The following is a 13,984-nucleotide window of genomic DNA, read 5'->3' as shown; positions in this document are numbered from 1 at the left end:
TTATGCAAACAGGCCCGCAGCGCAGCAAAGCACGCCCGGAAGCGCTGGCAGAACGCGTTTACCAGGCGCTGAAAAACGACATCTTCGATTTTCGCCTGATGCCCGGCGATCGCTTCAGCGAAAGCGAAATCGCCGAGCGGATGGAGGTCAGCCGCACGCCGGTACGCCAGGCGCTCTTCTGGCTCGAACGGGAGGGCTATGTCGAGGTGTACTTTCGCAGCGGCTGGCAGGTCAAGCCGTTCGACTTCGAATATTTCGAAGAGCTGTACGACCTGCGCATCGTACTGGAGCGCGAGGCGATTCGTCGCCTGTGCGCCCTGCCGGGCGAGGAGTGCGCCGCGCTGCTGGCTGAAGTGAAACAATTCTGGATCGACGACGCGCGCCCCGATGACGGAAAAACCGTCTCGCTGCACGATGAAGCTTTCCATATGGCGCTGGTAGCCGCAGCGGGCAACCGCGAAATGGCGCGCATTCACGCCGAGCTCACGGAAAAAATCCGCATCATCCGCCGTCTCGACTTTACCCGCGAGGATCGCGTGGATGCCACTTATCACGAACATGCTCAGATTTTACGGGCGGTTTTCCAGCAACGGACAGAGGAGGCACAGCGCATTCTGACCGATCATATCGCCATCAGTCGGGCAGAGGTCAGGAAAATCACGTTACACATGTTACAGCAGGCCAGACTCCAACCTATTGAATAATATAAATAATCACTTCAGGGGTTTTTAACAATGAAAAGACGTTCGTTGCTTAAGGCTTTCGCTCTCTCCGCCACTGTCGTCAGCATGGGACTTTCCTGGGGCGCGCAGGCTGCCGACACCATTAAAGTAGGGATCATGCACTCCCTCTCCGGCACCATGGCGATCTCTGAAACGCCGCTGAAAGATGTGGCGCTGATGACCATCGACGAGATCAACGCCAAAGGAGGCGTGCTGGGCAAAAAGCTGGAGCCGGTGGTGGTGGATCCCGCCTCGAACTGGCCGCTGTTTGCGGAAAAAGCGCGCCAGCTGCTGACGCAAGATAAAGTGGCGGTGGTGTTTGGCTGCTGGACCTCGGTGTCGCGTAAATCGGTATTGCCGGTGTTTGAAGAGCTGAACGGACTGCTGTTCTATCCGGTGCAGTATGAAGGCGAAGAGATGTCGCCGAACGTGTTTTACACCGGCGCAGCGCCTAACCAGCAGGCGATTCCGGCGGTGGAGTATCTGATGAGCGAGGATGGCGGCAGCGCCAAACGCTTCTTCCTGCTGGGCACCGACTATGTCTACCCGCGCACCACCAACAAAATCCTGCGCGCTTTCCTGCATTCCAAAGGGGTACAGGATAAAGATATCGAAGAGGTTTATACGCCGTTTGGCTACAGCGATTACCAGACCATCGTGTCGAATATCAAAAAATTTTCCAGCGGCGGCAAAACGGCGGTGATCTCCACCATCAACGGCGATTCGAACGTGCCTTTCTATAAAGAGCTGGCGAACCAGGGCATTAAAGCCACCGATATTCCGGTGATCGCCTTCTCGGTGGGCGAAGAGGAGCTGCGCGGCATCGACACCAAGCCGCTGGTAGGCCAGCTGGCCGCCTGGAACTACTTCGAATCGGTGGATAACGCCACTAACACCAAATTTGTCGCCGACTACCGCGCTTATGCCAAAGCGCATAACCTGCCGAACGCCGGGACCGTAGTGACCAACGACCCGATGGAAGCGACTTATGTCGGCATCCATATGTGGGCGCAGGCGGTAGAAAAAGCAGGCACCACTGACGTTGACAAGGTACGCGCGGCGATGGCCGGTCAAACCTTCAAGGCGCCGGACGGCTTTACCCTGACAATGGACAAAACCAATCACCACCTGCATAAGCCGGTGATGATCGGTGAAGTGGAAGAGAACGGACAGTTCAACGTGGTGTGGCAAACCGAACAACCGGTGCGCGCCCAGCCCTGGAGCCCTTATATCCCTGGCAACGATAAAAAGCCGGATCACCCGGTGAAATCGTCTCAGTAATGGCCGTATCAGCTTCCCTCTCTGTGGGAGGGAAGCTGAGGCAGGAACGTCAAAGAACAAGGGCACCGCCATGAATCTACGTCCTCTTCTCTTTTCACTGCTGTCGCTCTGCCTGCTGATGCCGCTACTGGCGCAGGCGGGCGCAGGCGCCGATTTCGCCGCCGCCAGCCGCAGCCAGCAGGCCGTGCTGCTTCAGCAGTGGGCCGCCGCGCCCGATGCCAGCCGCCTGCCGCTGCTGGAGGCGCTGCACAACGAAAGCGTGGTCATCGACCAGAATAAACAGCCGTTCAGTAAGGCAGAGAACAGGCTAACGCCGCTCGACGCCAGTCCGCAGCCCACCGGCAACACAAAAAAACTCTTTATGAATAACCGGCTGCGCGTGCTGGTCTCCGGCGCGCTCGCTGCCCATCAGCTGGTGAGCGAGGATGGCGCGATCCGGCTGCGCGCCGCCAGACAGTTACAGAACGAGGGCGTTGCCGATCAGTTGCCGCTGATTGAGAAACGGCTCGCCAGCGAGCGCGATGCCAGCGTACACGACGCGCTGGCGCTGGCTGCCGCCAACCTGCAACTCACGGATGCCAATCCGCAGACTCGCCTGAAGGCGGTAAAGCTGCTGGGAGAAACCAGCGATCCCAACGTGCAGGGCAGCCTGCAACGTCTCAGCCAGGCCAGCAGCGAGCCGGATGCGCAGGTGCGCGCCGCCGCGGCGGAGAGCCTGAAACAGATTAAACAGCGCCTGATGTGGGGCGATCTGCTCGGCCAGGCCTTTACCGGCCTGTCGCTGGGATCGATTCTGCTGCTCGCCGCGCTTGGGCTGGCCATTACCTACGGCCTGCTCGGGGTGATCAACATGGCGCACGGCGAGATGCTGATGCTGGGCGCTTACGCCACCTGGCTGGTGCAGAGCCTGTTTCAGCATTTCGCGCCGCAGTGGCTCGCCTGGTATCCGCTGCTGGCGCTGCCGGTGGCGTTTACCATCACCGCCGTGATGGGAATGCTGCTGGAGCGCACAATTATTCGCCATCTTTATGGCCGTCCGCTGGAAACATTGCTGGCGACCTGGGGCATCAGCCTGATGCTGATCCAGCTGGTGCGCATGCTGTTCGGCGCGCAGAACCTGGAGGTGGCGAACCCCGACTGGCTCTCCGGCGGATTGCAGCTGATGCCGAATCTGGTACTGCCCTATAACCGCATTGCGGTGATCCTGTTTGTGGTGGGCGTGCTGGCGCTCACCTGGCTGCTGCTGAACAAAACGCGCCTCGGCATGAACGTGCGCGCCGTGACGCAAAACCGCGCCATGGCGGACTGCTGCGGCGTGCCGACCGGTCGCGTCGATATGCTGGCGTTCGGCCTCGGATCCGGCATCGCCGGGCTGGGCGGCGTGGCGCTGTCGCAGCTGGGCAACGTCGGGCCGGAGCTGGGCCAGGGCTACATTATCGACTCCTTCCTCGTGGTGGTGCTGGGCGGCGTCGGCCAGCTGGCGGGCACGGTGGTGGCGGCCTTTGGTCTCGGCATTCTCAACAAGGTGCTGGAGCCGCAGATCGGCGCGGTGCTGGGCAAAATCCTGATCCTCGTGCTGATCGTGCTGTTTATTCAGAAACGTCCGCAGGGGCTGTTCGCCTTTAAAGGCAGGGTGATCGACTGATGGCACAACCCATAATCCTGACCGTGGCGCGCAAAACGCCACGCCTGACGATCGGCCTCGGCGCGCTGATCCTGCTGGCTCTGCTGCTGCTGCCCTTTCTGGCGCTGCTGCCGGCAACGCATCCGCTGGCGATCTCCACTTACACACTGACGCTGGTAGGGAAAATTCTCTGCTACGCCGTGGCGGCGGTGGCGCTCGATCTGGTCTGGGGCTATGCCGGGTTGCTCTCGCTCGGGCACGGCCTGTTCTTTGCCCTCGGCGGCTACGCGATGGGGATGTATCTGATGCGCCAGGCGTCGGGCGACGGGCTGCCCGCCTTTATGTCGTTTCTCTCCTGGAGCGAGCTGCCGTGGTTCTGGGCCGGGACGCAACATTTCGCCTGGGCGCTCTGCCTGATTATTCTGGTGCCCGGCCTGCTGGCGCTGGCCTTTGGCTTCTTCGCCTTCCGTTCGAAGATCAAAGGGGTCTACTTTTCGATCATGACCCAGGCGCTAACCTATGCCGGAATGCTGCTGTTTTTCCGTAACGAAACCGGCTTTGGCGGCAACAACGGCTTTACCGGATTCACCACCCTGCTCGGTTTCAACGTCACCGCCATCGGCACGCGCATCGGGCTGTTTGTCGCCACCGTGCTGCTGCTGATCGTCAGCCTCGGCATCGGTTTTGCCCTGGCGCGCAGCAAGTTTGGCCGCGTGCTCACTGCGGTGCGCGACGCGGAAAACCGCCTGATGTTCTGCGGTTACGATCCCAAAGGTTTCAAGCTGTTTGTCTGGACGCTCTCCGCCGTGTTGTGCGGGCTGGCGGGGGCGCTCTATGTGCCGCAGGTAGGCATTATCAACCCGAGCGAAATGTCGCCGACCAACTCCATCGAAGCGGCCATCTGGGTCGCGCTGGGCGGACGCGGCACGCTGATTGGCCCGCTGCTCGGCGCGGCGATCGTCAACGGCGCGAAAAGCTGGTTTACCGTGGCCTTTCCCGAGTACTGGCTCTTTTTCCTCGGGCTGATGTTTATCCTCGTCACGCTGTTCCTGCCGCGTGGCGTTATCGGCTTACTGCGTCGGAGGCGACATGACTGAACCGCTGTATACCCAACCGCAGCCGGCGGATCGCTATCGCGAGCAGAGCGATCCGGTGCTGATGCTGGAGAAGATCAACGTTTCGTTCGACGGCTTTCGCGCCCTGACCGATCTGTCGCTGCAAATCGGCGTCGGCGAGCTGCGCTGCGTGATCGGCCCTAACGGCGCAGGAAAAACCACGCTGATGGATGTGATCACCGGCAAAACGCGCCCGGACAACGGACGGGTGATTTACGACCAGGATACAGATCTCACCACGCTGTCGCCGGTGGCGATTGCGCGTGCGGGCATTGGCCGCAAGTTCCAGAAGCCCACCGTGTTTGAAGCGCTGACGGTTTTTGAAAATCTGGAGATCGCCCTGAAAGCCGACAAGTCGGTATGGGCCAGCCTGCGCGCCCGGCTGAACGGCGAGCAGCAGGATCGTATCGACGAGGTGCTGAAGCTGCTGCGTCTCGGCGGCGAGCGTCAGCGCAAGGCGGGCCTGCTCTCTCACGGCCAGAAGCAGTTTCTGGAAATCGGCATGCTGCTGGTACAGGAGCCGAACCTGCTGCTGCTCGACGAACCGGCTGCGGGCATGACTGACGCGGAAACCGACTACACCGCCGAACTGTTCCGCAACCTGGCCGGTAAGCATTCGCTGATGGTGGTGGAGCACGATATGGGCTTTGTGGAAACCATCGCGGACCATGTTACGGTGCTGCATCAGGGGCAGGTTCTGGCTGAGGGTTCGTTGCGCGAGGTGCAGGCCAACGAACAGGTGATTGATGTTTATCTGGGGCGCTGAATGTTACAGGTATCGGAACTGAATCAATATTATGGCGGCAGCCATATCCTGCGCGGCCTGTCGTTTGAGGCCAACACCGGCGAGATCACTTGTTTGCTGGGACGCAACGGCGTGGGCAAAACCACGTTGCTGAAGTGCCTGATGGGGCTGATTCCGGCCAAATCAGGCGAGATCCGCTGGCAGGATAAGGTGATCAACGGTCGTAAGCCGCACCAGCGCGTACAGGCAGGTATTGCTTATGTACCGCAGGGACGGGAAGTTTTCCCGCGCCTGACGGTGGAGGAGAATTTGCTGATGGGACTGGCGCGTTTTTCCGGCGCGCGGGCGAAACAGGTGCCGGAAGAGATTTATCAGCTGTTTCCGGTCTTGCGCGAGATGAAAGCGCGGCGCGGCGGCGATCTCTCTGGCGGCCAGCAGCAGCAGCTCGCCATCGGACGCGCCCTCGCCTGTGGGCCGCAGCTGTTGATCCTGGATGAGCCGACCGAAGGGATCCAGCCCTCGGTGATCAAGGAGATCGGCGCGGTAATCCGCCAGCTGGCGCAGCGCGGAGATATGGCGATCCTGCTGGTGGAGCAGTTTTACGACTTTGCCGCCGAGCTGGCCGACAGCTATCTGGTCATGGCGCGCGGCGAAATCGTGCAGCGCGGGCGTGGCGAAAGCATGGAAGCGGATAGCGTGCGAGGGCTGGTGGCGATTTAAGGCAGCCGGCAGGCTGCCTTGTTTTTACAGCAAGCCTGTTTCTACGCTAAAGGCGCGCTGTTCTCCGGGTGCCAGCGCAATCAGCGTGCCCGCGCGCTGCGCCGCCAGAAAACCTTCAGGTCGACAGGTGGCGGGCAAGACAAACGCCGCCACCTGCTGGTCCGGATTATAGAGGATCCAGCGCGTGGCATGGGGGAACGCTGCCGTGGAAAAACGCGTCATAAAGGCATATCCCTCCGGCGAATGCAGTTCAAACTGCGCCTCATCGCCATACTGCGGCAGGTCGTCAGCGAAAAAGACAATTTCGGGATCGTACATTTCCGGCTGATCCAGCACGCGAAACGCCTCAGGTTTCTGCGCCAGCTGTTCGGTGTAAGCGAGCCAGCCAGGGGTTGGCCGCACATGGGCCGGGACGGTGCTGCGCAGAGCAAAGGCTTTATCGGGCACGCTTTGCCGGAAGCGTCCCTGCGTTACCCAGGCATAATTAAGGTGGCACATGTACTGCAGAGGCATCGGCGCACCCGCCAGGTTGGTAACCATCATGTCAATATGCAGCCGCGACGCATCCGCCTGCAGGCGCACCGCCGGTTCTGCACGATAATGGTGACCGAATCCTTTCACATACTCGACCTCCCCCTCCAGCGAAAGGGTATCTGCCTCCAGCACGATTGCTGCGTTGTCCATGCGCGCGCAGGGCATTTCGCCATGCAGTGGATGCGTATCCTCTGCGGCCGGGCAGCCGTTGGCCAGCAGACCCGAGTGAAAAGCAAAACAGCCATAAGTATCAATAATATTGTTGCCCGGCAGCGGCTGCTTAAAGCTGTGTCCCATGCTGAGCGTATGGCCGTCGAAGGCTGCATCCCAAATCATCTGCCCGTAAAAGGGCAGCACAATTACGCTGCCGCGACGATTTTGCAGCCGCACCGCCTCAATGCCTGCCGGATAACGAAACAGCGTGACCTCAAAGTCGTTGCTTTTCAGCAGCGTCACAGGCATGTCGTGAAACTGATCGCGACGTAACGGTAAGTGGGTTTTCATGGCAACTCCTCCACCAGATGGCCTGCCGCTGTCGCCCGATCTCTATGACGCAGCTCGCCCCAGAAATAGAAGCCAACCCAGGCAAAGCACAGCAGGGAAACGCCAAAAGCCAGCTGCATCGAGCCCAGGTGGTCGGAGACATAGCCCTGTAACGCAGGCACAAACGCCGCACCGACAATCGACATCACGATAAAAGCCCCGGCGACTTCCGTATATTTATTTTCTACCGTCGCCAGCGTCCCGGCATAGATAGTGGCCCAGCAGGGACCAAACAGCACGCTGACAAAGACGGCCGCATAAACAGCGGAGAAATTGGGCACGAACATCACCCATGCCAGCGTTAGCACGCCCAGCAGCGAGTATACAATCAATACTTTTTCCGCCCGGAAGCGCGTCATCAGGAAATTGGCCACAAACTTACCGATAAAGAAGCAGATAAAGCTGTAGATCATAAAGTTTGAGGCGTGCCGCTCGTTAAGCGCGCCCAGCGTCAGGGCAAGTCGGATGGTGAAAGACCATACCGCAACCTGCATCCCGACATACAGGAACTGCGCAACGATGCCGCGTCTGAAGTGGCGATTGTTCGCCAGGTAGCGGAAGGTTTCGCCCAGCGAAGGCAGCGCTTTTTCGTTGCTTTCCGGTTTGCAACGCGGATAGCGCGTAAACATAAACAGCAGCATCACCACAACCAACACCATTACCAGGTATTTATAGGGTTCCAGCGTATGCTCCAGCATAGTGAGACGAAACGCATGCGCCTGCGCTGCGCTCATGCCCGCCATCTGGCTTCCCAGGCTGTCGCCATCCTGAAACACCAGATATTTGCCTAATATAATGCCCATCAGAGCGCCAACCGGATAAAACGTCTGGCTGATGTTCAGACGCAGGATGGCATGCTTGCGATGACCAATCATCGAGCTATAGGTATTGGCTGCGGTTTCAAGAAAGCTGAGCCCGACAGCAATGGCAAAAATAGCCGCCAGAAACATGGTGTAGGTTGCCATATGGGACGCCGGATAAAACAATATGCAGCCCAGGATGTAAAGCGCCAGCCCCATCAGAATCGCCAGCTTGTAACTCGCCTTACGGATCACCAGCGAGGCCGGAATCGCAATAAGAAAGTAACCGCCATAGAAGGCGCTCTGTACCAGCGCGCTGGCAAAATCGCTCAGGGCAAACACGCTCTTGAACTGCGTGATCAGAATGTCATTTAAGCTGGCGGCACATCCCCAAAGCGGAAACAGGCAGGAGAGCAAAATAAACTGAAAAAGCGGCGTTTTATTAAGGTAGCCATCAGGCTGCTGGACAATGTTTGGTTGCATAACAAGGCCTCAGTTAACGTTATGAAAACGCTGGAAGGTCTCCGCGTCCGGATAAGAGCGCTGTGTGCCACGTCGGGTGACGCTACAGGCGGCATAGGCGGACGCCAGCTGCATCGCCTGGGCGACGTCGCCTGTTTTTATCAGCGAATGGGCAAAACAGCCGATAAATGCATCTCCTGCGCCGCTGGTATCCACGGCGTTGACGGGCGTTGGCGCGACCCGATACGTCTCTGTACCGTGCATCCATAGCGCGCCCCGGCTGCCAAGCGTGATGATCAAATTTTTCAGGCCCCGTTTCAGCAACGACTGACCCGCAGCTTCTACCTGCTCATCAGTCTTTACGGGCAGGCCGGTAAGGATTTCCAGTTCGGTCTCATTTGGCATGAAATAGTCGCACTGGCAGGCGTAGTGGATATCCAGGTTCGCCACTGCAGGGGCCGGATTAAGGATGACTTTGATACCCTGCCGACGGGCAAAATCGATGGCGTAATAGACTGTCTCCAGCGGGATCTCCAGCTGCAGAATCAGCAGCTGACAGCTTTTCAACGCTTCTGCCGCCGTATCAATATCAGTGGGTTTCAGATAGTCATTGGCACCTTTCACGATCAAAATGCGATTTTGCGACTGGTCATCGACAAAGATCGGCGCGACGCCGCTGGAAGTGCCAGGCATTGTTGTCACATAGCGCGTGTCTATACCCTGCTGTTGCAGGTTCGCGAGCGTATTCGCCGCAAACAGGTCATCACCGACTTTGCTTACCATCATCACCTGCGCGCCCAGTTTTGCCGCGGCCACCGCCTGATTTGCCCCTTTTCCTCCACAACCAATCGCAAAGTCGGGTGCCTCCAGGGTTTCGCCTGCTTTAGGTAACGTGTTGGTGTAGGTGATGAGATCCACCATGTTGGATCCAATAACCGCAATCTCCATTTTTTCTCCCGGCTGTGTTTAGCAAAAATGTTATAAAAATAACACTAACAGGTCTTTATCGTTAATTTTGTGACAATAATCCCACCGCGATTATTTTAGTTAATCGCTTTTTGCGGTGATTGACAGCAAACCTGCAATGTTATTATTTTAACAAAAACCCTCATCAAGGAGAGCACCATGAGCCAGACCATTTCCGATTTTGCCCGCTATATCGATCATACTTTGCTGGCGGCAGACGCCACCGAAGCACAGATTCGTCAGCTTTGTGCGGAAGCCAGGCAGCATCATTTTTATGCTGTTTGCGTCAACGCGGGTTATGTCCCGCTGGCCAAATCCAGTCTTGATAACAGCCCGGTGAAAATCTGTGCCGTGATCGGTTTTCCGCTGGGCGCAACCTTGAGCGCCGTGAAAGCATTTGAAGCGCAAAGCGCTATCGCCGCAGGCGCACAGGAGATCGATATGGTGATCAATACGGGCTGGTTGAAAAGCGGTAACCTCGCGGCGGTTGAGGCGGATATCGCTGCCGTACGTGAAGTTTGCGGGTCGATCCCTTTAAAGGTAATATTGGAAACTTGCCTGCTCAGCGAGACGCAAATCATTAAAATTTGTGAAATTTGCCGTGATTTGCAGGTCGCATTTGTAAAAACATCAACCGGTTTCAGCACCGGTGGCGCACGGACAGAAGATGTCAGGCTGATGAAAGCCACCGTGGGCGAGCAGGTCGCAGTAAAAGCCTCGGGCGCGGTACGCGATCGTCAGACCGCGCAGGCGATGGTTGAAGCAGGCGCAACACGGATCGGAACCAGCGCTGGCGTGGCGATTGTCACTGATGCGATGTCTGCTACCACAGGGTATTAAATAAACAGAGATGGTGATGGAAACCCGGCGCGACGAACGTATATATAAGCTGGCTCAGGCGTTGAAGCGCACTGACAAGCTTCACCTGAAAGATGCCGCTCAGCTGTTGGGCGTTTCAGAAATGACCATTCGCCGCGACCTGAATGAAGCGGGTTCGGTGGTGGTACTGCTGGGCGGCTATATCGTCAGCGATCCGAAAAGTCATGCCGGGCACTATTTTGTTTCCGATCAACATGGCCAGAATGCGGCGAAAAAGCAGCGGCTGGCGCAAGCTGCCGCCAGCCTGATCGATGAAAACGATACGGTGTTTTTCGATTGCGGCACTACCGTGCCTTATATCGTGGACGCCTTGCCTGACACCCTGCCCTTTACCGCCATCTGCTGTGCGATGAATACCTTTCTGGCGCTGAAAGAGAAACCCGCGTGCAACGTCATCCTGAGCGGCGGAGAATTTCATGCTGATAACGCACTGTTTACGCCGATCGGCACCCACTCCATCCTGGACGATCTCTGCCCGACGCTGGCGTTTATCTCTGCCGCCGGTATCGACAGCGAACAGGGCGCAACCTGTTATAACCTCAACGAACTGGCGATGAAACACCATGCCATGCGGCGCGCGCGTCAGCGCGTGCTGGTGGCGGATAGCAGTAAATATGGCAAGGTGCTGCCCGCCAGAATCGGCGAACTGCAACGTTTCGATCTGCTGGTGAGCGACAGCGCGCCGGAAAAGACGCTGCAAGCATGGCTGACGCAGCATAAGGTGCCGCTGCGCCTGCCCTGACATTACGCCCAGCGGTTTTCAATCGTCTCGCCGTCACGCAGACGGCGCAGGTTGTCGCATACGCCCGCCACGTTGCCCGCCAGCGAAATGTCCGTCACGCCGCCAATATGCGGCGTGGCGATCACATTATGACGGAAGACCACATCCTGTGGGTCCGGCGGCTCCTGCCAGAAAACGTCCAGCCCGGCGCCCGCCAGGGTTTGCCTCTCCAGCGCCGTCAGAAAGGCGGACTTTTCAATCAGCCCGCCGCGTCCGAGGTTGATCAAAAAGCTGCCGGGCTTCATCTGGCTGAGCGCCTGACCATCAATGATGTGATGCGTCTGCGGGTTGTCCGGCAGGCTGAGCACCACGAAATCGGATTCTGCCAGCAACGCCGGCAACTGCGCCATCTCGCCAACCCAGGCCAGACCATGGGCACGAGCAAAATTCTCATCCGCTTCGCGCTTTACTCCAATCATGCGCATGCCGAAGGCCAAAAGCCGCTTCGCCAGCGCTTTGCCGATACCGCCCAGCCCCACCAGTCCAACGGTTTTTCCCATCAGACCCATGCCAACCGGCTGACCAAGACGCTGGCGGGCCAGGCAGTTGGCGATCTCCTGCTGTTGGCGCGCCAGACCAATCATCATCCAGATGCCCAGCTCCGCCACGGAATCGGCGTTGCCGGAGGTGTCGGAAGGCACGTTGGCGACCATCACGTTTTGCGCCTTCGCGGCGGCGATATCCACGCCTTCCAGCCCGGCACCCGCTTGCTGAATCAGCTTCAGGCGATCCGCCGTCGCCAGCAAGGATGCATCGACTTTGCACATACCGGGGATCAACGCGTCAAAACCGGCCAGGCTCTCCGCCGCGTGGCCCGCCGACGCGACAAACTCCACGTCCGGTAATGTCTGCCGAAATGACTGGATCATGCCGCCCCAGGCGTTTTCATCCGCTGCGATCAGTACTCTCATCGATCTTCCCCTTTTTTTACAAAATCGCAGCATAGTCCCGGCATTGTGTGTAAATCAAACAGTTATCCCACAGGCAACGCCTCTTCGGAATTAACCCCTGCCTGTGGCTGTGATTGGACGGTGAAAAAGGCTAAACTTCGTCATCTGATAAATCACCATACAGACTCCAAGAGGCTCATTACAACGTGGCTCAATTCGTCTATAGCATGCATCGCGTCGGCAAAGTGGTTCCGCCGAAGCGTCATATTCTGAAGAATATCTCTCTCAGCTTTTTTCCCGGTGCAAAAATCGGCGTTCTCGGCCTGAACGGGGCCGGTAAATCGACCCTGCTGCGCATTATGGCGGGCATTGATAAAGATATCGAAGGGGAAGCGCGCCCGCAGCCGGGCATCAAAGTGGGCTACCTGCCACAGGAGCCGCAGCTCAACACCGAACACACGGTGCGCGAATCTGTTGAAGAAGCGCTCTCTGAAGTGGTCGGCGCGCTGAAGCGTCTGGATGAGGTTTACGCGCTCTATGCCGAGCCGGATGCCGACTTCGACAAGCTCGCCGCTGAACAGGGTCGTCTGGAAGAGATTATCCAGGCGCACGACGGTCATAACCTCAACAGCCAGCTGGAGCGCGCCGCTGACGCGCTGCGCCTGCCGGACTGGGACGCGACAATCGGCAACCTCTCCGGCGGTGAACGCCGCCGCGTAGCGCTGTGCCGTCTGCTGCTGGAAAAGCCAGACATGCTGCTGCTCGACGAACCTACCAACCACCTGGATGCTGAATCCGTGGCCTGGCTGGAGCGCTTCCTGCACGACTTCGAAGGTACCGTGGTGGCGATTACCCACGACCGTTACTTCCTCGATAACGTTGCCGGCTGGATTCTGGAGCTTGACCGTGGCGAAGGCATTCCGTGGGAAGGCAACTACTCCTCCTGGCTGGAGCAAAAAGATCAGCGTCTGGCGCAGGAAGCGTCCGCAGAAGCGGCGCGTCGTAAGTCGATTGAGAAAGAGCTGGAGTGGGTGCGTCAGGGCGCTAAAGGCCGTCAGTCGAAGGGCAAAGCGCGCCTGGCACGCTTTGAAGAGCTGAACAGCACCGAATACCAGAAGCGTAACGAGACCAGCGAACTCTTTATTCCGCCGGGTCCGCGCCTGGGTGACAAAGTGGTTGAGGTGAATAACCTGACCAAATCCTATGGCGATCGCGTGCTGATCGACAACCTGTCGTTCTCAGTACCAAAAGGCGCCATCGTCGGCATCATCGGCCCGAACGGCGCCGGTAAGTCCACGCTGTTCCGCATGATGACCGGTCAGGAGCAACCTGACGCCGGCACCATTGAGCTGGGCGATACCGTGAAGCTCGCCTCGGTGGATCAGTTCCGCGACGCGATGGACGGCTCGAAAACCGTGTGGGAAGAAGTGTCAGGCGGTCTGGATATTATGCGCATCGGCAACTTTGAAATGCCGAGCCGCGCTTACGTCGGCCGCTTTAACTTCAAAGGCACCGACCAGGGCAAACGCGTGGGCGAGCTTTCCGGCGGCGAGCGTGGCCGTCTGCATCTGGCCAAACTATTGCAGGTCGGCGGCAACGTGCTGTTGCTCGATGAACCCACCAACGACCTGGACGTGGAAACCCTGCGTGCGCTGGAAAACGCCCTGCTGGAGTTCCCTGGCTGTGCGATGGTGATCTCGCATGACCGCTGGTTCCTTGACCGTATCGCCACCCACATCCTCGACTATCAGGATGAGGGCAAAATCGACTTCTTCGAAGGCAACTTTAGCGAATACGAAGAGTATAAAAAACGCACCCTCGGCGCCGACGCGCTCGAGCCAAAGCGTATGAAGTACAAGCGTATGACGAAGTAATGGAAAATAAACGGAGGAGGCTCTCCTCCGTTTAACTCCCGACGATGA

The 13,984-nt window shown here is 58.3% G+C and carries 13 protein-coding genes; 9 read left to right on the top strand and 4 right to left on the bottom strand.

The features are described from left to right. Positions 1-2: 2 nt before the first annotated feature. The 6 genes from ABU178_RS03830 (at position 3) to urtE (ending at position 6,207) form a co-directional block, all read left to right on the top strand. A complete protein-coding gene (locus ABU178_RS03830; protein ID WP_397212145.1) occupies positions 3-704 on the top strand; it encodes a GntR family transcriptional regulator in 702 nt (233 codons plus the stop codon). Positions 705-734: 30 nt separating this feature from the next. Further along, the gene (urtA, locus tag ABU178_RS03825; RefSeq protein ID WP_397212143.1) at positions 735-2,003 is read left to right on the top strand and encodes an urea ABC transporter substrate-binding protein; all 1,269 of its coding nucleotides are present in this window, start codon (positions 735-737) and stop codon (positions 2,001-2,003) included. Between the two features lie 70 nt (positions 2,004-2,073). Then, on the top strand, positions 2,074-3,648 hold the full coding sequence (gene urtB, locus ABU178_RS03820; RefSeq protein WP_397212141.1) for an urea ABC transporter permease subunit UrtB: 1,575 nt from the start codon (positions 2,074-2,076) through the stop codon (positions 3,646-3,648). Continuing rightward, positions 3,648-4,724: an urea ABC transporter permease subunit UrtC gene (urtC, locus tag ABU178_RS03815; protein WP_397212139.1), complete on the top strand. Its 1,077-nt coding sequence runs from the start codon at positions 3,648-3,650 to the stop codon at positions 4,722-4,724. Before urtB ends, urtC begins: the two co-directional genes overlap by 1 nt. Then, positions 4,717-5,508, top strand: coding sequence for an urea ABC transporter ATP-binding protein UrtD (urtD, locus tag ABU178_RS03810; protein ID WP_397212137.1), 792 nt, complete (start codon positions 4,717-4,719; stop codon positions 5,506-5,508). Before urtC ends, urtD begins: the two co-directional genes overlap by 8 nt. After that, a complete protein-coding gene (gene urtE, locus ABU178_RS03805) occupies positions 5,509-6,207 on the top strand; it encodes an urea ABC transporter ATP-binding subunit UrtE (protein ID WP_397212135.1) in 699 nt (232 codons plus the stop codon). A 24-nt stretch (positions 6,208-6,231) separates the two neighbouring features. Here the strand turns inward: urtE and ABU178_RS03800 are convergent, their stop codons facing one another. Genes ABU178_RS03800 through rbsK form a run of 3 tightly spaced genes read right to left on the bottom strand, consistent with a single transcriptional unit; the run spans position 6,232 to position 9,494 of the window. After that, a complete protein-coding gene (locus ABU178_RS03800) occupies positions 6,232-7,245 on the bottom strand; it encodes an aldose 1-epimerase family protein (RefSeq protein ID WP_397212133.1) in 1,014 nt (337 codons plus the stop codon). Beyond that, the gene (gene fucP, locus ABU178_RS03795; RefSeq protein WP_397212131.1) at positions 7,242-8,567 is read right to left on the bottom strand and encodes an L-fucose:H+ symporter permease; all 1,326 of its coding nucleotides are present in this window, start codon (positions 8,565-8,567) and stop codon (positions 7,242-7,244) included. Before fucP ends, ABU178_RS03800 begins: the two co-directional genes overlap by 4 nt. Positions 8,568-8,576: 9 nt before the next feature. Next, a complete protein-coding gene (rbsK, locus tag ABU178_RS03790) occupies positions 8,577-9,494 on the bottom strand; it encodes a ribokinase (protein WP_397212129.1) in 918 nt (305 codons plus the stop codon). Positions 9,495-9,671: 177 nt separating this feature from the next. On the opposite strand from rbsK, the gene deoC reads away from it, so the two are divergent. Continuing rightward, positions 9,672-10,352 (top strand): deoxyribose-phosphate aldolase, encoded by a 681-nt coding sequence (gene deoC, locus ABU178_RS03785; protein ID WP_397212127.1) that lies wholly within the window; start codon positions 9,672-9,674, stop codon positions 10,350-10,352. Between the two features lie 16 nt (positions 10,353-10,368). After that, positions 10,369-11,133 (top strand): DNA-binding transcriptional repressor DeoR, encoded by a 765-nt coding sequence (gene deoR / locus ABU178_RS03780; protein WP_397212520.1) that lies wholly within the window; start codon positions 10,369-10,371, stop codon positions 11,131-11,133. A 2-nt stretch (positions 11,134-11,135) separates the two neighbouring features. Here deoR and ABU178_RS03775 read toward each other — a convergent pair whose 3' ends face one another. Next, positions 11,136-12,083: a 2-hydroxyacid dehydrogenase gene (locus ABU178_RS03775; RefSeq protein WP_397212125.1), complete on the bottom strand. Its 948-nt coding sequence runs from the start codon at positions 12,081-12,083 to the stop codon at positions 11,136-11,138. A 185-nt stretch (positions 12,084-12,268) separates the two neighbouring features. Here ABU178_RS03775 and ettA point away from each other — a divergent pair, with 185 nt between their 5' ends. Further along, positions 12,269-13,936, top strand: coding sequence for an energy-dependent translational throttle protein EttA (gene ettA, locus ABU178_RS03770; protein ID WP_397212123.1), 1,668 nt, complete (start codon positions 12,269-12,271; stop codon positions 13,934-13,936). Positions 13,937-13,984: the final 48 nt, after the last annotated feature.

This window comes from Pantoea osteomyelitidis, from assembly GCF_044342975.1.
Lineage (GTDB): Bacteria > Pseudomonadota > Gammaproteobacteria > Enterobacterales > Enterobacteriaceae > Pantoea > Pantoea osteomyelitidis.
This window is presented reverse-complemented; position numbering and strand designations above follow the sequence as displayed.

Coding starts and splice junctions, on each gene's coding strand:
- deoR (WP_397212520.1), top strand. CDS start 10,369: ATGGAAACCCGGCGCGACGAACGTATATATAAGCTGGCTCAGGCGTTG.
- deoC (WP_397212127.1), top strand. CDS start 9,672: ATGAGCCAGACCATTTCCGATTTTGCCCGCTATATCGATCATACTTTG.
- ABU178_RS03830 (WP_397212145.1), top strand. CDS start 3: ATGCAAACAGGCCCGCAGCGCAGCAAAGCACGCCCGGAAGCGCTGGCA.
- urtE (WP_397212135.1), top strand. CDS start 5,509: ATGTTACAGGTATCGGAACTGAATCAATATTATGGCGGCAGCCATATC.
- rbsK (WP_397212129.1), bottom strand. CDS start 9,494: ATGGAGATTGCGGTTATTGGATCCAACATGGTGGATCTCATCACCTAC.
- urtA (WP_397212143.1), top strand. CDS start 735: ATGAAAAGACGTTCGTTGCTTAAGGCTTTCGCTCTCTCCGCCACTGTC.
- urtB (WP_397212141.1), top strand. CDS start 2,074: ATGAATCTACGTCCTCTTCTCTTTTCACTGCTGTCGCTCTGCCTGCTG.
- ABU178_RS03775 (WP_397212125.1), bottom strand. CDS start 12,083: ATGAGAGTACTGATCGCAGCGGATGAAAACGCCTGGGGCGGCATGATC.
- urtD (WP_397212137.1), top strand. CDS start 4,717: ATGACTGAACCGCTGTATACCCAACCGCAGCCGGCGGATCGCTATCGC.
- ABU178_RS03800 (WP_397212133.1), bottom strand. CDS start 7,245: ATGAAAACCCACTTACCGTTACGTCGCGATCAGTTTCACGACATGCCT.
- fucP (WP_397212131.1), bottom strand. CDS start 8,567: ATGCAACCAAACATTGTCCAGCAGCCTGATGGCTACCTTAATAAAACG.
- urtC (WP_397212139.1), top strand. CDS start 3,648: ATGGCACAACCCATAATCCTGACCGTGGCGCGCAAAACGCCACGCCTG.